The following is a 22,956-nucleotide window of genomic DNA, read 5'->3' on the forward strand; positions in this document are numbered from 1 at the left end:
CGATCCCGCAGCAAAGCCGGCATACGGGCCGGCAGAACGGGCGGCAGCTTGCCGTCCTGTTCGGCCTGCTGCTGGCGTCGCTCGCCGCCATCGGTCTCGTGGTCGGAGTGAGCGTCGGTATCGGCGACCTGCCGATCCCGCTTTCGACGACCTATGCCGCAATCACCAACCGGCTGGGCTGGACCGCGATCGAGCTCAACCGCATCCACGAGACGGTCATCTGGGACTACCGCCTCAGCCGGGCGCTGGTCGCATCCTTCTGCGGTGCGGGTCTTGCGCTGTCTGGCGCCATCATGCAGTCGCTGCTGCGCAATCCGCTGGCCGAGCCCTATGTGCTCGGCATTTCCGCCGGCGCCTCTACCGGGGCGGTGGCAATCGTCATTCTCGGGCTTGGCGCGGGAACGGTGTCGCTTTCGGCCGGTGCCTTTGCCGGCGCATTCGCGGCGTTTTTCTTCGTGGCGCTTTTGTCGAACGGCGCGCGGGGCGGGGCTGATCGCACCATTCTTGCGGGCGTTGCGGCATCGCAGCTGTTCAACGCGGCAACTTCCTATATCGTCACCACATCCGGCAATGCGCAGCAGGCGCGCGACGTGATGTTCTGGCTGCTCGGCAGTTTCGGCGGCGTCCGCTGGCCGGAATTCATGCTTGTGTCTGTCGTCGTCGGGGTGTGCCTGATCATCTGCCTGTTCTATGCGCGGGTGCTCGACGCGTTTGCCTTCGGAGACGAGGCGGCCGCCTCGCTCGGCGTCAATGTCGGTCGGGCGCGCATCGTGCTGTTTGCACTGACGGCGATCATGACGGCGACGATCGTCTCGATGGTCGGAACGATCGGCTTTGTCGGTCTCGTCGTGCCGCATGCGGCGCGGTTCATCGTCGGGCCTTTGCATATCCGGCTGCTGCCGGCCTGCGCCATCGTCGGTGCAATCTTCATGGTGCTGGCCGATATCGCCTCGCGGGCGCTGATCCCGCAGCAGGTTCTGCCGATCGGCGTCGTCACGGCTTTGGTCGGCGTGCCGTTCTTCTCCGTCATTCTCTACCGGTTCCAGAAGTCGTCATGAGCATCGAAGCGGAAAATCTCAGCTGGAAGATCGGCCGCAAGACCATTCTCGACGGCGTGTCCTTCGCGGCCGAACCGGGCAAGATGGTCGGGCTGCTCGGGCCGAACGGATCCGGCAAGACCTCGCTTTTGCGCCTGATCGCCGGACTGAAGACGCCGCATGCGGGCAAAGTGACGCTCGATGGCCGCGATATCGGCACGATCGGCCGTCGGTCTATCGCCCAAAGGGTGGCGTTCGTGGAGCAGCATGCGACGACCAATTCCAGCCTGCGGGTCATCGACGTGGTCAAGCTCGGGCGCTTTCCGCACCGGTCGATGTTTTCGGGCTGGTCGCTGGCCGACGACGAGGCTGTGAGTGAAGCGCTGGAACGATCCGGCATGGTGGAAAAACGAAACGACCGCTGGCAGAGCCTGTCGGGCGGTGAGAGGCAGCGCGTGCATATCGCGCGGGCGCTCGCGCAATCGCCGAAGGAACTGATCCTCGACGAGCCGACCAACCATCTCGATGTCCAGCACCAGATCAGCCTCATGCGGCTGGTTGCCGGTCTGCCGGTCACAAGCGTGATCGCGCTGCACGATCTCAACCACGCCGCGATGTTCTGCGACAGCCTGATCATCCTGCAGCAGGGCAAGATCGTTGCATCAGGGACACCGGAGGAGATCATCACGCAGGAGCTGCTGCGCGATGTGTTTTCGGTCGATGCGCGGGTGGAAACCTCGTCGCATCATGGGCGGCCGCATATCCACTATCTGCGATAGATCCGAAAACCTCGTATTCGCGCTTCCCTTGCGACGCATTCGTTGTAGGCTCATGTCCTCAGCACGTTGAACACGCACGGGAGAGAGACGGATGACACACGCCGCTTACGCACTGCAGATCGTCCGCGAGTTCGATGTGCCGGCCGAGAAGCTCTACAAGGTCTGGACGACGCCTGAGCGGTTCGGCGAGTGGTTCTGCCCGCTGCCCTGGAAAGTGACGCAGGCGCGCGCCGACCTTCGCCCCGGCGGCGAGAGTTTTGTGCTGATGCAGGGGCCGGAAGGCGAAACGGTGCCGAATGCCGGAGTCTATCTGGAAGTCGTGCCGAACAGGAAGCTCGTGTTTACCGACGCCTATACGGCCGGATGGGTGCCCTCGGCCAAGCCGTTCATGACCGGCATCATCGCGTTCGAGGATATCGGCGGCGGACGCTCCCGCTACACGGCAACTGCCGTCCACTGGGCCGAGGAAGACATGATCGCCCACCGGGACATGGGGTTCGAGCAAGGCTGGGGCGTGGTTGCGGACCAGATGGCCGAGATTGCCAAGAAGATGTAGGTTTCACCGAGTCCTTTCAAGCTGTTGGGCCCTATTGCTCGTGTCCTTAATCCGCCAACGGTGCGGCTGACGACGTGAATCCGGGTTTGCCTTCAACTGTCTGAAAACGGATTCCTTTTTGCCTATCCACTCAATCGAACGAACCGTTCGAGAAAATCCGGTTTGCGGGATGTCTGTCCGGTGACTATGTGACTGGCATCAGCAACCGGATATCTTCTGACGATGGAACTCGGCCTTTACACTTTCGGTGATCTCGACCCGACCACGCTCAACAAGGGTGGGGAGGCGGCACGGCGGGTGACGAACCTTCTGGAGGAGATCGAGCTTGCCGACCAGGTGGGACTCGACGTGTTCGGGCTCGGCGAACATCACCGCGCCGACTATGTGATATCGTCGCCGGCGACGGTGCTTGCTGCCGCTGCAGTGCGCACCAAAAACATCCGGCTGACGAGCGCCGTTACGGTTCTGTCCTCGGAAGATCCGGTGCGGGTGTTTCAGGAGTTTGCGACCGTCGATCTGATTTCCGGCGGCCGGGCCGAGATCATGGCCGGGCGCGGCTCGTTCATCGAATCCTTCCCGCTGTTCGGCTACGACCTTGGCGATTACGACGACCTGTTTTCGGAAAAGCTCGATCTGCTGCTCGCGCTGCGCGACAACGAGATCGTGACCTGGCAGGGCGAAAAGCGGGCGCCGATCAATGGCCGTGGCGTCTATCCGCGGCCGTTGCAGAACCAGATGCCGGTGTGGATCGCGGTTGGCGGCACGCCGCAATCGGTGGCGCGGGCCGGCGCCATGGGCCTGCCGCTTGCGGTCGCCATCATCGGCGGGGAATATCCGCGCTTTGCGCCGTTCTTCAAGCTTTACCGCGAGGCGGCGACGCGGGCCGGGCATGATGCCGCCGCGCTGCCAACCAGCATCGCTGTCCATGGGTTCATCGCCGATACGACCGATATCGCTGCCCAGCAGTTCTACGGGCCGCAGGCTTCGGTGATGGACCGGATCGGTCGCGAGCGCGGCTGGGGACCGACCAACCGGGCGCATTTCGACCAGGCCCGTGGTCCGATCGGCAATCTCTTTGTCGGCGAGCCGGAGCTGGTGGCGGAAAAGATCATCGCTGCCCACACGGTGTTCGGCATGAGCCGTTTCATGCTGCAGATGGCGATCGGCCTGATGCCGCATGATCAGATCATGCGCGGCATTGAACTCTACGGCACGAAAGTGGCGCCGATCGTCAGAAAAGAGATCGGGAGCCCAAAAAGCATTTGACGGGCCGGGTCGTTGGCGCGAAACCGGCGACCTTACAGAGAGTGGACGTGCGGGACGGATGATCATTTCGAACGAAGACGAGCTTGCAAAGCTCAAGGAGATCGGCAGGCTCTGCGCCCGTGCGGTAGATCTGATGGGCAAGGCGCTCGAGCCCGGGATCACCACCCGCGAACTGGATGCGATCGGCCGCAAGCTTCTGGAAGACAGTGGCGCGCAGTCGGCACCCGAGCATGACTACCAGTTTCCGGGCGCGACCTGCATTTCCGTCAACGAGGAAGTGGCGCACGGAATTCCCGGCGACCGGGCGATTGCGGCTGGCGATCTCGTCAATATCGACGTTTCGGCGCTCAAGGATGGATTTTACGGCGATACCGGCGCGTCATTCTGCGTGCCGCCGGTCAAGCGCGAGGTCGAAAAGCTGTGCCGCGACGGCAAGCGGGCGCTGTGGACCGGGTTGCAGCAGGTGAAGACGGGAAAGCCGATTGCCGGCATCGGCAACGCGATCGGGGCGTTTGCCAAGAAGAACCGCTATACGCTGATCACCAATCTTTCCAGCCACGGCATCGGCCGCTCGCTGCACGAGGAGCCGGGTGAAGTGCCGACATGGCCGGATCCGCAGGAAAGCCGTATCATGGAGGAGGGGCTGGTGTTTACCATCGAGCCGTTCCTGTCTCTCGGCGGCGAATGGGCCGAAGACGGCGACGACAAGAGCGATCCGTGGACGCTCTACAGTGAACCCAAGGCGCCGACCGTGCAGTTCGAACACACGATCGTGGTGACGCGCAACGGGCCGCTGATCCTGACGCTGGCAGACTAGGCTATCCTAGCTCTGTCAGCAGACCGGCCGAAGAGTCGGCCGGGTCGATCCGATCAGCTTTTCTTGTGTTTGCTGCAGACGATATCCAGCCTGCGATAGAAAGCGTCGGCGCGCTCCTGATTGAGCTTGTCCATCATCAGGCTGGTCTGGCGACGGGCAGCGCTTTCGAGCAACTGGGCAAACGCCGCGTTGCCGATCTGGTCGGCCTCGCGCAGCTGCGAGATCAAAGGATCGGACATCACGTCCGAACGGGTAAGATCCTGGTTCATCAATATAAACTCCATCATCCCTACAAAATCGATCCGAACACCTGAAACGGCATTCGAAGGGTACGATGCGTAGATTTCCTAAAATGAACGCCGGCCGGGACATCCGAATCACCGGAGCCCCTGTCGACCTTCATATAATGCCCGTCATTCGTGTCAGCAAAGCGACAGAAGTCGTGATTTGTGGTGTCGGGAATGGGATTGCAGGTGACCCGAATTTGAGACTGCCCGACCACCCATCAGCGCTCGTCATCGCAGCGATGACAATTTCTGCATTGTGCAGCGCAACCGCCGCTGGGATAAGGCGACATGTTGCAGATCTCTACGCCTCAGGTTCGAAACCCCCTTATGATCGGCGTGTCCGGCGGCGTCGCTATGGCGGCGGCGATGGGGTTCGGCCGGTTCTTCTACACGCCGGTGCTGCCGGGGATGATTGCGGGCATTCCGATCTCGGCTGCCGATGCGGGCACGATTGCAGCCGGTAACTTTGCGGGTTATCTGACTGGCGCCGTGCTTTCGGCCTATGGCTGGGCGTCAGGTCGCGAGCGGCAGGTGGCGCTCGGAGGATTGCTGGCGACAGCGGTTCTTCTGGCGGCCATGGGTCTTTCGACATCGGTCACGGTGTTTGTGGTGATCCGTTTTCTCGCCGGGCTTGCGAGTGCGTTTTCGATGATCTTCACCTCGGCCGTGGTGCTGCCGCATGCGGCGGGCCGTCCGACTGTCGGCATGCTGCATTACGGTGGCGTGGGCGCCGGCATCGCGCTGTCTTCGGCGCTTGCCTTCATCGTCAACACGGTGGCGGGTGATGCGGCGCACGGGTGGCGGATCAACTGGTTTGCGGGTGCGGCGATCGCGCTCCTTGTCTTCCTCCTCGTGTCGCGCGGATTGCCGCGGCCGGCCGGGGAGACGCGGGCACCGGTCGAGCCCAGGCTCGTCTGGAACCGTCCACTGGTGCTGATAACGCTGTCCTATGGTCTGTTCGGCTTCGGTTACGTGATCACCGCCACCTTTCTTGTCGCGATCGCCCGGATGGGCAATGCCGGGTCGGTGGTCGAGTTTCTGGCCTGGTTCGTCACCGGCTGTGCGGCGGCGGTTTCGCTGTTTGCCTGGCAGCCCTTCGTCAGGCGGCTCGGGCTCGGGGCGGCCTATTGCGCTGCCATCGCGTTGCTGTGGCTCGGCGTGCTGGGCTCGGTGATGCTGCCTGCGGTTCCCGGTGCGCTGTTCGGCGGGTTGCTGCTCGGGGCGACATTCATGGTCGTTACCGCCTACGGGCTGCAGCTCGGGCGCCAGCTTGCGCCGCAAAGCCCGCGCCGCGCCTTTGCCTTCATGACCGCCGCCTTCGGCACCGGCCAGATCGTCGGGCCGCTCGTGGCGGGGTTTATAGCGGAGCGGAGCGGCAGTTTCACGCTACCGTCGCTGATTGCAGCCGGCGCCCTTGTCGTGTGCGTCGGGCTGGCATTGCCGCTGATCCGGTATGTGCCTCGACGGGACGCCTGAGGGCTGATGCTTACATTTATGTAACAATGGTGGGGAGCCATTGCCGCTCCCTTGGAACTGCCTTAGTTTCCGGCCACATCGTCCACCCCGACATCATCCTAGAATCGAACTCAGGAAAGCGCGCGCTCCGTGTTCCACTCCTTCTTTCCCCGACCAAAACTGTTTTTCCTTTCGGCGATCGCATTTGCGTTTGTCGCTGTCCTCGCCTGGTATTTTGTTTTTGCCGGTATCGGCGACAGTCTTGGCTTCGGCGCGCCGGAGGGGGCGGTGGAACCCTACGACCTCACCTTCTTCCTGATGCCGTCCAATGTCTTTTTCTATGCCTATTTTGCAATCTGCATGCTGTTGTTCGGCGCCGCATGGAGTTTCATCGATCGCTACAATCCGTGGATCGGCTGGTCGGTGTGGGGATCCCTATTGATCGTCGCCGTCACCTATTTCGGCGTGCAGGTGACCGTCGTCATCAACAACTGGCGCCGTCCTTTCGGTGATACGCTGATGAACGCCCTGCAGGGCAAGCCGGGGACGACGGCATGGGACTTCTACAGTCTGATGCTGATCTTCGCGCAGGTGGCTTTCCTCAGCATGGCCGTATCGATCCTCACGGATTTCTTCACCAGCCACTACATCTTTCGCTGGCGCACGGCGATGAACGACTTCTACATGTCGAAATGGGAGCAGTTGCGCCATATCGAAGGCGCATCGCAGCGTGTCCAGGAAGATACGATGCGGTTCTCCGCGACGCTGGAAGGCCTTGGCATCACGCTGATCAATTCCGTGATGACCCTGATCGTCTTCCTGCCGATCCTGTTCGGACTGTCGAGCTACGTGACGGAACTGCCGATTATCGGGCAGATACCGCATGCGCTGTTCTGGTTGGCGATCTTCTGGGCAACCTTTGGTACCGTTCTTCTGGCAACTGTCGGCGTCAAGCTTCCGGGGTTAAATTTCCGCAATCAGCGCGTTGAAGCCGCCTACCGCAAGGAACTTGTTTACGGCGAGGACCATGCCGATCGCGCCCAGCCTGCGACGGTCAGAGAACTCTACGGGAATGTGCGGAAGAACTATTTCCGCATGTACTGGCATTACCTCTATTTCAACGTCGCCCGCTATTTCTACATCCAGGCGGACGGGCTTTTCCTGCTGTTCATGCTGGTTCCAACCATCGTCGCCGGCAAGATTACCTATGGTATCTACCAGCAGATCGCCACGGCCTTCGGGCAGGTGTCGAACTCGTTCCAGTATCTGGTCAATTCCTGGACGACGATCATCGAGCTTCTATCGATCCACAAGCGCCTGAAGGCCTTCGAGGCGGCGATCGATGGTGAGCCGCTGCCGGAGATCGACCGGAATTATCTGGTGCGTGAAGCGGAAGGCGGGGAGATGGCGGCGAACAAGCCGACCTGACCGGCGCGTCGTTTCAAGATAACAGACAGCAGTTTTGGCCGCGCCGGGTGACTAGTCCGGCGCGGTTTCTCGTTCAGGGGAAGGGCAGGCGGCGCAATAAGGGTATTTTGGAGTTCAGGCTTTCCGCCTGCCGGGACCGTTTCTGATGATTTTCGGGATGCCGAAAACCGTCACTGCCATCATCGGAACCGGTTCTTTCGAACCTGTTGGTGATGCCGGTTCGCGAACCCGATTCCCCGCCGATGACGCAAGCATTATCGCCCGGCACGATTGCGTGAGGACGAGCGGTTCTCAGAAAAATGATAATCCGTTGGTTTCAAACGGAGATAACGTGCATTAGCGGATTTTTCGGACGCCTCAGGCGACAGCTTTGCGGCGGAACCGCATCTGGTTCAGCGCCCAGCCGGCAAGGCAGCCGATGGCGGCGCCTGCGGCCTTGACCAGTGCATCATCCATATGGGCATGGCGCGAGGGCGACAGGAGCTGCAGCATCTCGATGCCGCCAGCCCCGATCAAGAGCAGAACTGCGCAAAAAATCCACTGGCGCGGATAGGCGGCGACGAAGAGGAAGGCCATCACGGCGAAGGCCGCCGCCCGGTCGACATCCACGGGCAGGAGGTCGTGCGGCCGCAGGTCGATCGGCGAGATCGTCACGAAGACGATCGCGGCGAGCGCCAGCCAGGCCAGGGTCCTGGCCGGATTTGCGAGAAGGCGGTTTGTCATCAGGGTGTCATACCGAACTATGCTGCATTGCGAAAATCGAATCGTCGCCCGCGGTTAACGGCGTCCAGCAGACGGCTACAGGCCGGACGTTGCCTTGGCCTTGCGACGTTCTCCGATCATGGGGATGGCCTGCTTGTAGCTGACGCAGGCGACATCGTCCCTATTGCAGACTTCCGAGACCAGCCGTTCCATCGCCCGCCAATAGGCGCCGCCGTTCATCTCGACGAAATGAAAGCCGAGCTGAACAGGAATGCGGTCGCCGTCGTATTCGCGGTCGAAGGCGGCGCGGAATGCGGAATAGGCGCGCTCCTCGAACGTGGACGACTGGCTGGGATTGTCGATGCCGCCGGAATGGCGGATGAACAGGTTGTAGTCCATGGCGATGATCGGTCGCTGCGACGGGCCTTCGGGAATGAGCGGCAGGCCGAAGCGGATCAGCCCGTCCTCCTCTTCCGGCATCATCGGCCCCTTGGTGACGAGGCTTGCATCATAGGTAAAGCCCGCCTTCCTCTCGGCGACAGTCATGCCGGCGCTGGTGGAGAAATAGGGGGCGCGAAAACCGCTGATGTCGTTCGCCACGAAATCCTTCCAGCCATCCGGTTCGCTGTCGCCAGCACCGACCGCAGTCCAGGCATTGCCGAGCACGCGCGAGAAGGTCGTCATCTCCGCGCTCCAGTCTGCCGCGGACCAGTCCTTGCCGTCGAAGTGGCCGCAGGTGTGGCTGGAAATGCCGTGGCCTTCCTGATGCGCCTGCCAGATGTGGGAGAGCCGTTCTCGCGCTTCGTCTTTCGTCTGGGCAAAGCCGATATTGGAGCGGCCGGGCTTGTGGCCCGGTCCCTGATAGGTCGACCGCTCGGCGCGGGGGATCAGCAGCGTGCAGGACAGGAAGTAGGTGAAGTGGGCGTTGTTGGCCCTCGCAAAATCGCGGCTGCGCTGCCACAGGTGGTTGGGACCGGCGCCATCGAAGGAGACGATCAGCAACTGTTTCGGCCGCTCGTCTGCGCTCAAAGCCGGGGAGGCGAGGCAGAGGCAAAGGGCGATGGAGGAAGAGAGCAAACGCATGGCAACCCGGTACTGTGTCCAAAGGGGAGAATCGAGGCGAATTTCCCTGCGCCCGGATTAAGGCGAAGCTTTGAATTGGGATATGATAGAAGGGACCAAGGCTCCTTGCATCAACAAGCTTGTTTGAGAATTGCGTGAGGGGCCTTACATCCTTAGCAAAATAAGCTATTAGGCGCTCTTTAGATGGATGGGGCCCCAGCAAGGCCGGAGTGATCATGGCGCAGAACGACGACAGCTTTTTCCGTGAGGTCAACGAAGAACTTCGTTCCGACCAGTTGCAGTATGTGTGGAAGCGCTACAGCCGTATCCTGATCGGCGTTGCCGTTCTCGTCGTCCTCGGCACGGCCGGCTGGCGCGGGTACGAATACTGGGAAAACCACGGTTCGTCGCAATCGGGTGACCGGTTCATCGCGGCGCTCGATCTGGCCTCGAAGGGCAAGAACGACGAAGCGCTGGCAGCGCTGTCTGCGATCGAAAAGGATGGCTCCGGCGCCTATCCGGTTCTCGCCAAGATGCGCGCCGGCTCGGTTCAGGCCGCCAAGGGCGATACCGGCGCTGCCATCTCCACCTTTACAGCGATCGGCGGCGACACTTCAGCGCCGGCCGCGATCCGCGATCTCGCAAAACTGCGCGCCGCATGGCTGCTGATCGACGCCGGCACCTACGATCAGGTGTCTGCACAGGCGCAGGCGATGGCCAACCAGGGCCAGACGCTTGCCAATTCCGCCCGCGAGGCACTCGGTCTTGCCGCCTACAAGGCCGGCAACATGGCGGAAGCCAAGACCTGGTTCCAGCGGATCGCCGAGGATGCCAGTGCGCCGCGCAACGTTGCCAACCGCGCCCAGATCATGCTCGACAACATCGCCGCATCCGGCAAGGCGCCCTGATTTTTTCGCCACAGGGCAGCAAGGAACGACTATGAGCTTCACCGTCGCCATCGTAGGACGCCCGAATGTCGGCAAGTCCACGCTCTTCAACCGGCTGGTCGGCAAGAAGCTCGCGCTCGTCGATGACACGCCGGGCGTTACCCGTGACCGCCGCCCTGGCGATGCCAAGCTGATCGACCTCAGGTTCATCATCATCGATACGGCGGGCCTTGAAGAGGTCGGTCCCGATACGCTCGAGGGCCGCATGCGGGCCCAGACCGAGCTTGCCATCGAGGATGCCGACCTGACGCTGTTCGTGGTCGATGCGAAATTCGGCCTGACGCCGCTTGACAAGACGTTCGGCGAGCTTTTGCGCCGCAGCGGCAAGCCGGTCGTGCTGGTGGCCAACAAATCCGAAGCCAAAGGCTCCGACGGTGGCTTCTACGATGCCTATACGCTGGGTCTCGGCGAGCCGGTGCCGATTTCTGCCGAACACGGTCAGGGCATGATCGACCTGCGCGACGCGATCGTCGAGGCGATCGGCGAAGACCGGGCGTTTCCGGAAGGCGACGACGACGAGGCCGAGACGGATATCGACGTGCGCGACAGCGTGCTGGGCGAAGAGGCCGACGACGAGTTTGAGCCAGCCTATGACGATACCAAGCCGCTGCGGGTTGCCATTATCGGCCGTCCGAATGCCGGCAAGTCGACGCTGATCAATCGCTTTCTGGGTGAAGACAGGCTGCTGACCGGCCCGGAAGCGGGCATTACCCGCGACAGCATTTCCGTCGACTGGGAGTGGCGCGGCCGCACGATCAAGATGTTCGACACGGCCGGCATGCGCAAAAAGGCGCGCGTCCAGGAGAAGCTCGAAAAGCTGTCAGTCGCCGACGCGCTGCGGTCGATCCGCTTTGCCGAGACGGTCGTGATCGTTTTCGATGCGACCATTCCGTTTGAAAAGCAGGACCTGCAGCTGGTCGATCTGGTGCTGCGCGAAGGACGCGCCGCCGTGCTCGCCTTCAACAAGTGGGACCTCGTCGAAGAACCGCAGGCGGTGCTGGCCGAGCTGCGCGAAAAGACCGAGCGGCTGCTGCCGCAGGCGCGCGGCATCCGCGCCGTGCCGATTTCCGGCCAGACCGGTTATTCGCTCGACAAGCTGATGCAGAGCATCATCGACACCGACATGGTGTGGAACAAGCGCATCTCGACCGCCAAGCTCAATCGCTGGCTGGAGGGCACGCAGGTTCAGCATCCGCCACCGGCCGTTTCGGGCCGTCGCCTGAAGCTCAAGTACATGACGCAGGTCAAGGCTCGCCCGCCGGCCTTCATGATTTCCTGCACGCGTCCCGATGCCCTGCCGGAAAGCTACATCCGCTATCTGACCAACGGCCTGCGCGCCGATTTCCAGATCCCGGGCGTGCCGATCCGCATTCACTTCAAGGCGGGCGAGAACCCGTTCGAAAACCGCCGCAAGAAGCGATAAACCTGCTCGGTGATCGCGTTTAGTGCAGAGCGTCGATCATCAGCAGCACGAGCGATTTCGCCAAATGGTTGAAATATAAGCCGGAACGCGGGCTGAACGCAGCGACCGCTCAGGCGTTTCGCGCTCTGCTTGCATTCGGTTCGTCTTTATGATCCACTCCTTCTTGTCGACCCGGTGCTGTGGAGGGCGTTGGGCGGCCTTTTGGGAGGTTTTTCATGATCGTACTCGGTCTGCTGACTGCCGTGGGTCTTGGTGCTGGTGGTATCGGCTATTTCATCTGGCGCGGATAGGCATCAGCGGGACGTGCCGGTTCGACACGCAGGCTAGCGCATCGAACCCCGGCATAGCAGCAATATCCGTTATCGCGCAGTCAGTGCCTTGACGCCCTGTACCTTGAGCACGTTGCCGAGAAACTGTTTCGAGGCGGCTTCCCAGGTGTAGCGGCGGGCAAGGCGACTTGCGTCCTCGCGCCGACACGTCAGTGCTTCCAGGCAGGCAAGCCGCAGGTCTTCGTTGAGGGCACCGGCGCCTGAGCCCTGTTCGATGATGTCGATCGGACCCATGACCGGATAGGCCGCGACCGGGACGCCGCTTGCCAGCGCCTCGAGAATGGTGTTGCCGAACGTATCGGTTCTGGACGGGAAGACGAACACGTCGGCCTGGGCGTAGGCGCGTGCCAGGTCTTCTCCCGTTTTCATTCCCGTGAAAAGCACATGTGGGTAGCGCCGTTGAAGGTCGGCGCGGGCAGGTCCGTCGCCGATCACCACCTTGGAGCCCGGCAGATCGAGATCGAGAAAGGCGGGCAGGTTTTTCTCCACGGCGACTCGGCCGACCGTCATAAAGATCGGGCGCGGCAGGTCGAACGGCTTTGCCTCGAGTGCCACCGGGTGAAACACCGTCTGATCGATGCCGCGGCTCCAGCGCAGAAGATTTTTCACGCCGAGCTTGTGCAGTTCGCGCTCAAGGCTCGCGGTCGCCACCATGCAGCCGTTGCCGGCATTGTGGAACCAGCGGACGAAGCCGTTGAGCAGCCGGATCGGCACCGGAAAGCGGGCGGCCACATATTCCGGAAAACGCGTGTGATAACTGGTGGAGAACGGCATGCCGTTCTTCAGGCACCAGCGGCGGGCCGCAAGTCCGAGCGGGCCTTCCGTGGCGATATGCACGGCGGATGGCTGGGTTCCTTCGATGGTCGCGGCGACGCTGCGGAAGCTTGCGACCGAAAGGCGGATTTCCGGATAGGTCGGGCAGGGGATGCTTGAGAAATCCAGCGGCGTCACCATCGAGACATTGATGCCCATGCATGCCAGTTCGCGGTTGGTATTTTCGATCGAACGTACGACGCCATTGACCTGTGGATACCAGGCGTCGGTTACAATGGTAATCCTTGTCATGGTTTGACCCGGCCCCGTTGCCATGCCGGAACCGACTCGCGGCTGCCGACCATGTTTTCCGTTCCTTCATCGGAAAATATTGTAACAGGGCGATGAAGACGCGCTCTCAACGTTTGATTGTCGAAGCCGAACGCTGCTCGCAGCACCCCTCAGCAATGGACTTCCGCGGCCGGGATTGGTAGAGCCCCGGCATGCAGTACAGACCAGAAATCGATGGGCTGCGCGCGATCGCCGTCGTTCCCGTCATCCTCTTCCACACCGGTCTCGGGTTAATGCCGGGTGGCTTTGTCGGCGTCGACGTGTTCTTCGTCATCAGCGGCTACCTGATCACCGCGATCATCCTCAACGACCTGGCGAAAGACCGTTTCAGCATCGTCAATTTCTACGAGCGGCGGGTGCGGCGCATCGCGCCGGCGCTGCTTGTGGTGTGCATTGCCTGTCTGCCCTTTGCGGCACTGTGGATGCTGCCATCGGAACTGGACGATTTCGGCAAGGACCTGTTCCACTCGCTGCTGATGGTTTCCAACTTCGAGCTTTGGGACAATACGGGATATTTTTCGCCCAGTACCGAACTGAAGCCGCTGCTGCATACGTGGTCGCTATCGGTGGAAGAGCAGTTCTATCTGGTGTTTCCGGTGCTTCTGTGGATGGTGCGCAAGCAGACGCGGCAGGTGATCTTCCGCATCGTGGCGGTTTTGGCGCTGATCAGCCTGTTTCTGGCATGGCCGGTTTCAAGGGTCGATCCGGTCGCGAATTTCTATCTCCCCTTTACCCGTTTCTGGGAACTTGCCGCAGGCGCGCTTTTGGCGATCGGCGGCATACCGACCCGTTACTCTGAGCGGACCCGATCGGCCCTGGGGCTTGCTGGCCTTATCCTGATCGTCGGCAGTTGCCTGTTCCTGACATCCGAGCTGAAATGGCCGGGACCGGTGACGCTGGCGCCGGTCGTCGGCACGCTTCTGGTGATCGCCTTTGCCGGTCCGGGCAATCTTGCCGGACGGCTGCTTTCGCTTCGGCCGCTGGTGGCGATCGGGCTGATCAGCTACAGCCTCTATCTCTGGCATCAGCCGGTGTTCGCCTTTGCCCGTCTGCGCTCGATGGACATGCTGCCGGGCTGGTCCTACGGGCTGCTGGTGGCGCTCGTGTTTGCGCTGGCAATCGCAAGCTATTTTCTGGTGGAACAGCCGTTCCGGAAGCCGCAGGTCGGCCGTCGCTTGGTGTTTTCCCTCAGCGGGTCCTTAGCGGCGGTGCTGGTGGTGCTCGGCATCGTGACCACCAACGCGCAGGGCTTTCCGGGCCGCGATCCCGTGCTTACAGCCATGGGGGAGCCGAGCCTCGGCATCGGCAAGATCTGCAACGGCGAAGTGCGGCCGGATGTCTGCACGATCGGTCAGGGCCCGGAAATGGCGGTCTGGGGCGATTCGCTGGCGATGCATCTGGTCGACGGGCTGGCGGCGTCCATGCACGATACGCCGTCCGATCAGGGCGAGGGGCTGGTGCAGCTTCACAAGAACAGCTGCGCGTTTCCAACCGGCATCGCGCCCATCCCGCTCAACGATTCCGCGTCATGGCCGCTCGACTGCATTCGTCACAACGAGGCGGTAAAGGCCTATATTGCAAAGACGCCCTCGCTGCGCACCGTCGTGCTCGGATCGCAGTACCTGACCTATCTCAGATCTGACCGCCGGGTGATGACGGCGCAAGGCCAGGCGATGCGGACGGATTACGGCCGGATGCTTGCCGAGGTCGAGGCGACTGCCGACTGGCTGCGCTCGATCGGTCTGCGGCCAGTGTTCATGGCGCCGCCGCCGCGCGATGGTCGCGATATCGGCCGCTGTGTCGTGCGAAGCGCCATGCTGGATGTTGCAGACACGCCCTGCATGATGGAGCGGGACGAACAGCGCGCCCATGATGCCCTCGTGGAGCGGCTGATGGCGGACGTTTCGAAGCGGTTCCCGGTCGTGTCGCTCGAAGATTATCTCTGCGACGAAAAAAGCTGCCGGGTTGTGGATGACGGCGTTTCGCTGTTCCTCGACGACGAGCATTTTTCGCATCTGGGGTCGATCCATCTCGGTAAGACGCTCGATCTCTACGACGCGCTGACGGATGCCGCGCAACACGGTTGCGAGGCTGGCGTGAAGGTGGGCGAGCCGAAAGGGATCTGCCAGCTCAAGCCGACACATCCGGTCGCGGTGGTTCAGCCGGGCAGAAGCTCCGGACTGATCAGCGCGCCGTGATGGCCGATGACGGTGGCGGCGACTGCGGCGCCGTAGGCTGCGGCTTCGTGCGGTGCGGCGCCGCTTAAGTACTTCGACAGGAAGCCGGCGTTGAAACTGTCGCCGGCGCTGGTCGTGTCGACCACCTTGCCGGTGGTGACGGCCGGTGCATGACCGGTCACGCCCGACAGGCTGAAGGTTGCGCCTTCTGCGCCGTTCTTGACCACGACATCCGTGACGCCGAGACCATGGTAGCGGGCGATCGTATCGGCCACCGTGGCATCGCCGAAATAGGTCGCTTCATCGTCGAAGCTTGGGAGAACGATGGTGGCGGCTCTTGCGCCATCCTCGATCGTCTTCAGCATGATGTCCCGGCTCACCCACAGGCGCGGGCGAAGGTTCGGATCGAAGGCGACCGTCTTGCCGGCGGCCTTGGCGCGGCGCAGTTCCGACAGAAGCGTCTCGACGGCTTCAGGCGCCAGAATGCCGAGCGTGATGCCGGAGAAGTAGATGATGTCGGCGGTCTCGATGGCCGAGCGTAGATGATCGGCGTCGTCTGCGAGCTTTCTTGCGGCGGCGCTGTCGCGCCAGTAGCTGAAGGTGCGCTCGCCATCCTTGAGGGTGATCAGGTAGAGGCCGGGCGTCTTGCCGGGGATGCGGCGGATGAGGTTAACGCCGATGCCGGCCTGCTCCATCATATCAAGCATATCCGACGACATCGGATCGTCGCCGACCGCGGTCAGGTAATCCACCGACCAGTCTCTGGAGAGGCAGGCACGGGCATACCAGGCCGTGTTGAACGTATCGCCGGCAAAGCCCTTGCGCAGCAGGCCTTCACCCGCCTGCGACAGTTCCACCATGCATTCGCCGATCGAAAGAAGCTTTCCGCCCAATTGTCATCCCTCCCATGGGTTTGACGCTCGAATAAGCTGAAGCGTCCGCCATGACAAGAGTGTGTGGCGGTTCGTTTCCGCGTTGTCTTTTGATGGCATGGCTCTAGTTTGGGACCAAGGTTGGAATGAGCGATTTTCAAGAAGGAGCATTGTGGAATGGTATTGGAGACCACGAGGGACACCACTCGCAAGGTTGACGGCAACTGGTGGCGCGGTGCGGTGATCTACCAGATCTATCCGCGATCCTTCCAGGACACGACCGGCGACGGACTGGGCGATATCAAGGGGATTACCCAGCGCCTGCCGCATGTGGCTTCGCTCGGCGTCGATGCGATCTGGCTGTCGCCGTTTTTCACCTCGCCGATGGCCGACATGGGCTATGACGTTTCCGATTACTGCAATGTCGACCCGATGTTCGGAACGCTTGCCGATTTCGACGAGATGATGACAGAGGCGCATCGCCTCGGCCTCAAGGTGATCATCGACCAGGTCATCTCGCATACATCCGACCGGCATCCGTGGTTTATCGAAAGCCGCTCCAGCCGCACCAATCCCAAGGCCGACTGGTATGTCTGGGCCGACCCCAAGCCCGACGGCACGGCTCCGACCAACTGGCTGTCGATCTTCGGCGGACCGGGCTGGGAATGGGACGGTGTGCGCAAGCAGTACTACATGCACAACTTCCTGATCTCGCAGCCGGACCTCAACTTCCACAATCCCGATGTGCAGGACGCGATGCTGGATACGGTGCGCTTCTGGCTCGACCGCGGCGTCGACGGCTTCAGGCTCGATACCGTCAACTACTATTTCCACGACAAGCAACTGCGCAGCAACCCGCCGATGGTCTACGACACCGACGGCGCCGGCATGGAGACGGATACCAATCCGTATTCGATGCAGAACCATCTCTACGACAAGACGCAGCCGGAAAATATCGGCTTTCTGAAGCGGTTGCGGGCGCTGCTCGACAGCTACGACAACCGCGCCTCGGTGGGCGAAGTGGGCGACGGGCCGCGTTCGCTGAACACGCTCGCGCTCTATACGACCGGCGACGACAAGCTGCACATGTGCTACACGTTCGACCTGCTGGGCCCGGCGTTTTCTGCCGCCTATATCCGCAAGGTGATGCAGACCGTGCTTGATACGGTGGTGAACGGCTGGGTGTGCTGGGCGTTTTCCAACCACGACGTGGTGCGTCACGTGACCCGCTTTACCGAGGATCCGTCCGAGCAGGACCGCGTCGCCAAATTGTCCGCAACGCTGATCTCTGTCTTGCGCGGTTCGATCTGCCTCTACCAGGGCGAGGAGCTGGGCCTGAGCGAAGCGGAACTGACTTACGAGGATCTGCGCGACCCCTACGGCATCCGCTTCTGGCCGGCCTTCAAGGGCCGCGACGGATGCCGCACGCCGATGGTGTGGGAAGCGGGCGAGGCCCATGCGGGCTTCAGCGAGGGCGCCAAGACCTGGCTGCCCATTCCGGCCGATCACGCCAGCCGTTCGGTGGATGCGCAGGAAGCAATGCCGGATTCGGTGCTGCAGCACTACCGCGAAACCTTCGCCTTCCGCAAAAACCACCATGCGCTGATCGACGGCGACATGACGTTTATCGAGACCAACCAGGACCTGCTCGCCTTCGTCCGCGAAAAGGGCGGTGAGAAGCTGCTGTTCGTGTTCAACCTGACCCGCGAGCCGCAAAACTTCGTGCTGCCCAAGCGGATGGGCGACGTGATGCCGGTCGATCTTCCGGGGTTTGTGTCGAAGCTGGAAGCGGGTGCCGTGAAGCTCGATGCGCTGGATGTGTTCTGCGCGCGGGTGTGATGGCGTAGGTGTGAGTGGGATGGGAGGGGGAGGCAATCTTCCCCTCTTTCCTGTGATTGCCACAGGAATTTTGCCGACGCGTCGGTAGGGCGACGACGGTTCTTTCAGCCCAAGGACTTGGGCTGACTGGGTTCCTGTGACGAGCACAGGAATGCGGGAGTGTGGGGGAATGCGGGCGCCAAACTATCGGCGCCGTTGCCTGTGGATTGGTGCGGGAGCAAGATATTTTGGTGGTTCAACGCCCGTTGATCCCGCACCGCTTTCCCTGATCAGATCTCCTCGATCCGTCGGTCGTCTTCGGGGAGGATCGAGAGTTCGCGCCAGTCGATTTCCTCGAGCAGGAGATTGTATTCGTCGACGTTCAACTCGTAGGAAGCGCGGAGGTTTTCGAGTTCGGTGCGTTGTCCGGCGATGAAGAGAAGCACCAGCCGGCGGTAGGTGTCCATCGAGGCAGCACGGTCCGGGTAGTCGAAGGCCTGGTGTTCCATCGTGAGCTTCGCGCGCAGTTTTTCGGCTTCTGTTCCCGTCTCGCCGTCGAGGCGGCCGATGCCTGCCTTGACGACGCGGCGGCGCATCTCAGACAGTTCCTGCGCGCTGGTATGGCGCCGGTCGAGGCCGAGCCAGCGGATGAGCGGTGACAGCGTCAGGCCCTGCAGGACGAGCGTGGCGATGACGACGGCGAAGGCGGTCAGCACGACCATGTCGCGTTCCGGGAAATCGGCGGGAAGCGCGTAGGCCGTGGCAAGCGAGAGGAGGCCGCGCATGCCGCACCAGGAGGCGAGAATCGCCTGTCTGGTCGATGCCGGCTCCTCGCGGCCGTCGCGACGGGCCCGCCAGGCCTCGATGCGGTTATAGGCGAGGCAGAGCGCGAAGCGGGTGGCGATGACGATGGCGACGATCACGGCGGAAAACAGCAGAGCTTCGGCGAAATGGCCGACCTCCATGTCCGCGTAGATGTCGCGCACCTGCATGCCCATCAGCAGGAAGGCGACGACGTTGAGGACGAACACGACGACCGTCCAAACCGCGTAGGACTGCACCCGCATGCGCGCCGAGGACAGGCTTTCGCTGGTGCTGGCAATCGTCATGGCGAAGGTGACGATTGCGAGCACCGCCGACAGTTCCAGATGTTCGGCGAGGATCCACAGAAGGAAGGTCTGGACGAATTGCAGGAGATTGCCGCCAAGCGTGCCTGCGACGATGGCCGACAGGCGGCGGATTACCAGCGCCGCGACCCAGCCAAGCAGGATGCCGCCGGGAACGGCAAGAACGAGATGGGTCGTTACCTCGCGATCAAGCCCGCCGGCCGACTGGACGGCAAGGGCCGCCCCGAAGATCAGAAGTGCTGCCGCATCGTTGAACAGGCTTTCGCCGCGCAGGATGGCATCGGTGGTGCGCGGCACCGACATGGTGGAGAGGACGGCGGTGGAGGCGGCGGCGTCCGGCGGCGCGACGATGGCGCCGAGCACGATGGCGGCCGCAATCGGCAGGCCGGCCATCACATAGCCGGCGACCGCGACCGTCGCCGTGGTGACGACGACGCCGCCGAGCGCAAAGACCACGAGCGGCAGCCAGAAGCGCCTTGCGGTATTCAGCGGGAAATCGAAGGCGGCATCGAGCAAGGCCGGCGCGATAAACAGCGCCAGCGCGATCTCCGGATCGAGCGCGAAGTAAGGCGCGCCCGGCACCAGCGCCACCGCGACGCCCGCCAGAGCCAGCATCGACGGATAGGGCACGGAGAGCCGCCGCGACACCTGCAACAGCACGATCGCGACCAGCATCAGGATGAGCAGGCTTTCGAAAAAGGTCATGGGGGTGGCGTCATTTGCTGCAGGGGTGATCGACCGGGTGCGTCACAGCGCATCCGTCGAGCCTCATGTAGGGCAGGCGGACGAAAGGGAAAACGGTTTTCGGGCGGTTAAGGGTGATGGCGGGTCCGCGTGGGAAGCGGGATTTGGGCGATGCCAGGTCCAAGGTCTGTTTCGAACGGCATTGCTCCGGGTTGCGGGACGCGATATCTGCTGGAGGCAAGGGCTTTGCATCGATCCAGCCAGATGGAGATGCAGGGCCGGCAGCGCTCAACAGGTGATGGACCGATGGCCCGCAAGAACAGAGACGAACCGGCTTCATGGGACGAGGCTGCGCCGGAGCCCGTGTATTGTCCGATGTGCGAGCGGGTGATCCCGGAGGATCAGCAAGAAAAGCATTATCTTGTCCCCAAGAGCAAGGGCGGCAAGGAAACGGTTTGCCTGCACCGGATCTGTCACGACCAGATCCATGTGAATTTGACGGATGCCCAGCTCGCCAAGAAGTTCTCGACGATCGAGGCTATCCTTGAAGACCCGGCGATACGGACATTCGTTGCCTGGGTGAAAACAAAACCTCCGGGGTATGCGGCTCCGCCGAAGGAGCCGCGACAGGGCCGGGGACGCGGGCCGAAAGCATAGAGACGCACGACCGCCTCGCGGTGGCTCTGACCGTTGTCTTGGCTGAGGCCTCTGATGTCGCGGTAGCTTCGATTTCAGGCTACTTGCTGCCTGCCGATGGCTCCCGTAGCTTGACGAAGACAAGCCGTCACAGGGCAAGCAGACGAGGATCGCATGCATTACCTCGCCGTCTACAATTTCAACAATTTCCGGGTTCGCGCGGACGAGCCGGTAAACCAGGGTTTTCACGACAGGAACGACCTCAATTTTCGTGCGGCGGAAACGAGCGAGGGGTTTGTCGCTCGGTCGGGTTACGAGGGCGACGAGGGGCCTGAGAGTTGGGGCACTCAGGTGTTTCCGCGCTTTCACATCGACAATGGCGACGGCTGGGCTCCGGCGACCCTCTCCCTGTGGCGCGACCTGACCTCACTCTACGCCTTTACCTACTCGGCCATTCACATCGAGGCGATGCGGAATGCGCGGCAATGGTTCGACCCGCATACATGGCCTCCTTACGTTTTGTGGTGGGTCTCTGAAGGTCATGTTCCCACCTGGCAGGACGGCTGCGAACGTCTGGAGTACCTGCACGACCATGGGTCCTCTGCCTTCGCCTTCGACTTCAAGGCGCCGTTCGATCCGCATGGCCATCGCACGGCATTCGACCGAGCGGCGGTTCTGCGTTGAGGACAACCGCTTGTTACCTGGTGTCAGGAACCACTGAAACGACCCCTCACGTTTCTATCCTCAGGTCACATTTTCATCAGGAAAGACAAGCGCTTACCCTTGCAGTTGCGGGCCGGGTTATTTACGGAGGGGGTTCAAAAGTAAGGGATTTTCATGAGCAGAATTATTTTGGTCGTTTTGGTTGTTCTCATCGCAGCGACCGGGTTTATCGGGCAGCGCTGGTATAGCTACGTGTCGAACACGAGTTCGGCGTATGACGAGGTCGGTATCGAGATCAACAGCCGTCTGCCGGGACCGTTGAACAAATGGGGCTGCGACAAGCTGCATGCGACGTTCGGCGAGGTGCCGCCGCCCTATGGCTGCGCGAGCGCCGACGGGACGTCCTGGCGCTGAGTGGACGGGCCTGACTTTGCCTGGATGGTGAGGGCAGCCTCGTTTTCACATCGTTACAAAGAAAAAAGCCCGCGATCGCTCGCGGGCTTTTTTGATGCTTGAAGGGCTGATGTTCCGATCTCAGTCGAAATGCAGCTCGCGTTCGCCGTTTTCGTCGCGGATGCAGGTCTGCAGGCCGATCTTGTTCAAGATGTTGAGGAAAGGCTTTGGCGCCAGTTCTTCGACGTTTGCCATCTTCTTCACATCCCATTCACCTGATGCCACCAGCATGGCGGCGGCGACCGGGGGAACGCCCGCGGTATAGCTGATGCCCTGGGAGCCCACTTCGTTATAGGCTTCCTTGTGGTCGGCGACGTTGTAGATGAACACCGTGCGTTCCTTGCCGTCCTTGATGCCCTTCACGAAATCGCCGATGCAGGTCTTGCCTTCGTATTCCGGCGCGAGCGACGACGGGTCGGGCAGGCAGGCCTTGACGACCTTGAGCGGCACGACTTCGGAACCGTCGGCAAGCTTGAGCGGCTGCTCCGAGAGAAGGCCGATCGACTTCAGGACGGTGAAGACGTTGATGTAGTGATCGCCAAAGCCCATCCAGAAGCGCACGTCGGCGCCATCCATGTTCTTTGCCAGCGAATGCACTTCGTCATGGCCGCAGAGATAGGCGCGGCGGGTGCCGACGACCGGCAGGTCGTAGTCCTTGCCGATTTCGAACATCTTGTTGACGGTCCATTCGCCGCCCTGCCAGGCGTAGACGACACCGGTGAATTCGCGGAAGTTGATTTCCGGATCGAAGTTGGTGGCGAAATACTTGCCGTGGCTGCCGGCATTGATGTCGACGATGTCGACATCGGTGACCTTGTCGAGATAGTCATCCTTGGCAAGGCGGGCATAGGCGTTGACGACGCCCGGATCAAAGCCTGCGCCGAGGATGGCGGTGATGCCCTTTTCCTCGCATTCCTGCGCACGCTTCCACTCGTAGTTTCCGTACCACGGCGGGGTTTCGCAGATCTTGTTCGGCTCTTCGTGGATGGCGGTGTCGATATAGGCGACGCCGGTATCCATGCAGGCGCGCAGCACCGACATGTTGAGGAAGGCGGTGCCGACGTTGATGACGATCTGGCTGCCGGTCGCCTTGATGAGGGCTTTGGTGGCTTCGATGTCGAGGGCGTCGAGGGCGTGGGCTTCGAGCTTGCCTTCTACCTTCATCGCCTTCTTGTCGTGGACCGAGGCGATGATGGCGTCACATTTCGACTTGGTGCGGGAGGCGATATGGATATCGCCGAGCACGTCGTTGTTCTGGGCGCATTTGTGCGCCACGACCTGGGCGACGCCACCGGCGCCGATGATGAGTACGTTCTTTTTCATGGTGGGGACGA

Annotated in this window: 21 protein-coding genes; 14 read left to right on the forward strand and 7 right to left on the reverse strand. The window is 61.9% G+C overall.

Annotated features, from left to right (window positions below):
* Positions 1-56: 56 nt before the first annotated feature.
* The 5 genes from AC0JZ8_RS11380 to map all read left to right on the forward strand — a co-directional run bounded on the left by AC0JZ8_RS11380 (position 57) and on the right by map (position 4,455).
* Positions 57-1,058 carry a FecCD family ABC transporter permease gene (locus AC0JZ8_RS11380; protein WP_210311737.1) on the forward strand — a complete coding sequence of 334 codons (1,002 nt, stop codon included), beginning with the start codon at positions 57-59 and terminating at the stop codon, positions 1,056-1,058.
* Entirely contained in the window at positions 1,055-1,816 is a 762-nt protein-coding gene (locus tag AC0JZ8_RS11385; RefSeq protein WP_113167187.1) for an ABC transporter ATP-binding protein, read from the forward strand. Before AC0JZ8_RS11380 ends, AC0JZ8_RS11385 begins: the two co-directional genes overlap by 4 nt.
* Before the next feature lie 91 nt (positions 1,817-1,907).
* Positions 1,908-2,372, forward strand: a complete 465-nt coding sequence (locus AC0JZ8_RS11390) for an SRPBCC family protein (protein WP_062455551.1) — start codon at positions 1,908-1,910, stop codon at positions 2,370-2,372.
* Positions 2,373-2,594: 222 nt separating this feature from the next.
* Positions 2,595-3,638 (forward strand): LLM class flavin-dependent oxidoreductase, encoded by a 1,044-nt coding sequence (locus tag AC0JZ8_RS11395; protein WP_062455554.1) that lies wholly within the window; start codon positions 2,595-2,597, stop codon positions 3,636-3,638.
* A gap of 58 nt (positions 3,639-3,696) precedes the next feature.
* Entirely contained in the window at positions 3,697-4,455 is a 759-nt protein-coding gene (map, locus tag AC0JZ8_RS11400; protein WP_113167190.1) for a type I methionyl aminopeptidase, read from the forward strand.
* A 53-nt stretch (positions 4,456-4,508) separates the two neighbouring features.
* Here the strand turns inward: map and AC0JZ8_RS11405 are convergent, their stop codons facing one another.
* Positions 4,509-4,724, reverse strand: coding sequence for a hypothetical protein (locus AC0JZ8_RS11405; protein WP_062455558.1), 216 nt, complete (start codon positions 4,722-4,724; stop codon positions 4,509-4,511).
* A 306-nt stretch (positions 4,725-5,030) separates the two neighbouring features.
* On the opposite strand from AC0JZ8_RS11405, the gene AC0JZ8_RS11410 reads away from it, so the two are divergent.
* Entirely contained in the window at positions 5,031-6,218 is a 1,188-nt protein-coding gene (locus AC0JZ8_RS11410; RefSeq protein ID WP_471892527.1) for a YbfB/YjiJ family MFS transporter, read from the forward strand.
* Between the two features lie 129 nt (positions 6,219-6,347).
* Positions 6,348-7,625 carry a peptide antibiotic transporter SbmA gene (sbmA, locus tag AC0JZ8_RS11415; protein ID WP_062455562.1) on the forward strand — a complete coding sequence of 426 codons (1,278 nt, stop codon included), beginning with the start codon at positions 6,348-6,350 and terminating at the stop codon, positions 7,623-7,625.
* 357 nt (positions 7,626-7,982) lie between these two features.
* Here sbmA and AC0JZ8_RS11420 read toward each other — a convergent pair whose 3' ends face one another.
* Entirely contained in the window at positions 7,983-8,348 is a 366-nt protein-coding gene (locus AC0JZ8_RS11420; RefSeq protein WP_092660271.1) for a VanZ family protein, read from the reverse strand.
* 75 nt (positions 8,349-8,423) lie between these two features.
* A complete protein-coding gene (locus AC0JZ8_RS11425) occupies positions 8,424-9,410 on the reverse strand; it encodes a polysaccharide deacetylase family protein (RefSeq protein ID WP_471892528.1) in 987 nt (328 codons plus the stop codon).
* A 215-nt stretch (positions 9,411-9,625) separates the two neighbouring features.
* Between AC0JZ8_RS11425 and AC0JZ8_RS11430 the strand changes: the two genes are divergently transcribed.
* Complete coding sequence (locus AC0JZ8_RS11430) at positions 9,626-10,297, forward strand: tetratricopeptide repeat protein (RefSeq protein ID WP_062455572.1); 672 nt, start codon at positions 9,626-9,628, stop codon at positions 10,295-10,297.
* 31 nt (positions 10,298-10,328) lie between these two features.
* Positions 10,329-11,759: a ribosome biogenesis GTPase Der gene (gene der / locus AC0JZ8_RS11435; protein ID WP_062455575.1), complete on the forward strand. Its 1,431-nt coding sequence runs from the start codon at positions 10,329-10,331 to the stop codon at positions 11,757-11,759.
* Positions 11,760-12,118: 359 nt separating this feature from the next.
* On the opposite strand, the gene AC0JZ8_RS11440 is transcribed toward der, so the two are convergent.
* On the reverse strand, positions 12,119-13,153 hold the full coding sequence (locus AC0JZ8_RS11440; protein ID WP_082476315.1) for a glycosyltransferase family 4 protein: 1,035 nt from the start codon (positions 13,151-13,153) through the stop codon (positions 12,119-12,121).
* A 191-nt stretch (positions 13,154-13,344) separates the two neighbouring features.
* Between AC0JZ8_RS11440 and AC0JZ8_RS11445 the strand changes: the two genes are divergently transcribed.
* Positions 13,345-15,390: an acyltransferase family protein gene (locus AC0JZ8_RS11445; protein ID WP_471892529.1), complete on the forward strand. Its 2,046-nt coding sequence runs from the start codon at positions 13,345-13,347 to the stop codon at positions 15,388-15,390.
* On the opposite strand, the gene AC0JZ8_RS11450 is transcribed toward AC0JZ8_RS11445, so the two are convergent.
* Positions 15,351-16,262, reverse strand: coding sequence for a sugar kinase (locus AC0JZ8_RS11450; protein WP_471892530.1), 912 nt, complete (start codon positions 16,260-16,262; stop codon positions 15,351-15,353). The genes AC0JZ8_RS11445 and AC0JZ8_RS11450 overlap by 40 nt on opposite strands.
* A gap of 156 nt (positions 16,263-16,418) precedes the next feature.
* Here AC0JZ8_RS11450 and bglA point away from each other — a divergent pair, with 156 nt between their 5' ends.
* Entirely contained in the window at positions 16,419-18,080 is a 1,662-nt protein-coding gene (bglA, locus tag AC0JZ8_RS11455; protein ID WP_174196391.1) for a beta-galactosidase BglA, read from the forward strand.
* Between the two features lie 269 nt (positions 18,081-18,349).
* Here the strand turns inward: bglA and AC0JZ8_RS11460 are convergent, their stop codons facing one another.
* Complete coding sequence (locus AC0JZ8_RS11460) at positions 18,350-19,891, reverse strand: cation:proton antiporter (protein WP_471892531.1); 1,542 nt, start codon at positions 19,889-19,891, stop codon at positions 18,350-18,352.
* A gap of 285 nt (positions 19,892-20,176) precedes the next feature.
* On the opposite strand from AC0JZ8_RS11460, the gene AC0JZ8_RS11465 reads away from it, so the two are divergent.
* From AC0JZ8_RS11465 to AC0JZ8_RS11475, 3 genes are all read left to right on the forward strand, one after another.
* Entirely contained in the window at positions 20,177-20,527 is a 351-nt protein-coding gene (locus AC0JZ8_RS11465; protein ID WP_092661059.1) for a restriction endonuclease, read from the forward strand.
* A gap of 153 nt (positions 20,528-20,680) precedes the next feature.
* On the forward strand, positions 20,681-21,190 hold the full coding sequence (locus AC0JZ8_RS11470) for a DUF3291 domain-containing protein (protein WP_471892532.1): 510 nt from the start codon (positions 20,681-20,683) through the stop codon (positions 21,188-21,190).
* Between the two features lie 153 nt (positions 21,191-21,343).
* Positions 21,344-21,583 (forward strand): hypothetical protein, encoded by a 240-nt coding sequence (locus AC0JZ8_RS11475; RefSeq protein WP_113110776.1) that lies wholly within the window; start codon positions 21,344-21,346, stop codon positions 21,581-21,583.
* A 120-nt stretch (positions 21,584-21,703) separates the two neighbouring features.
* Here the strand turns inward: AC0JZ8_RS11475 and AC0JZ8_RS11480 are convergent, their stop codons facing one another.
* Positions 21,704-22,945, reverse strand: a complete 1,242-nt coding sequence (locus tag AC0JZ8_RS11480; protein ID WP_471892533.1) for a saccharopine dehydrogenase family protein — start codon at positions 22,943-22,945, stop codon at positions 21,704-21,706.
* Positions 22,946-22,956 lie beyond the last annotated feature (11 nt).

Source organism: Velazquezella soli, assembly GCF_977018685.1.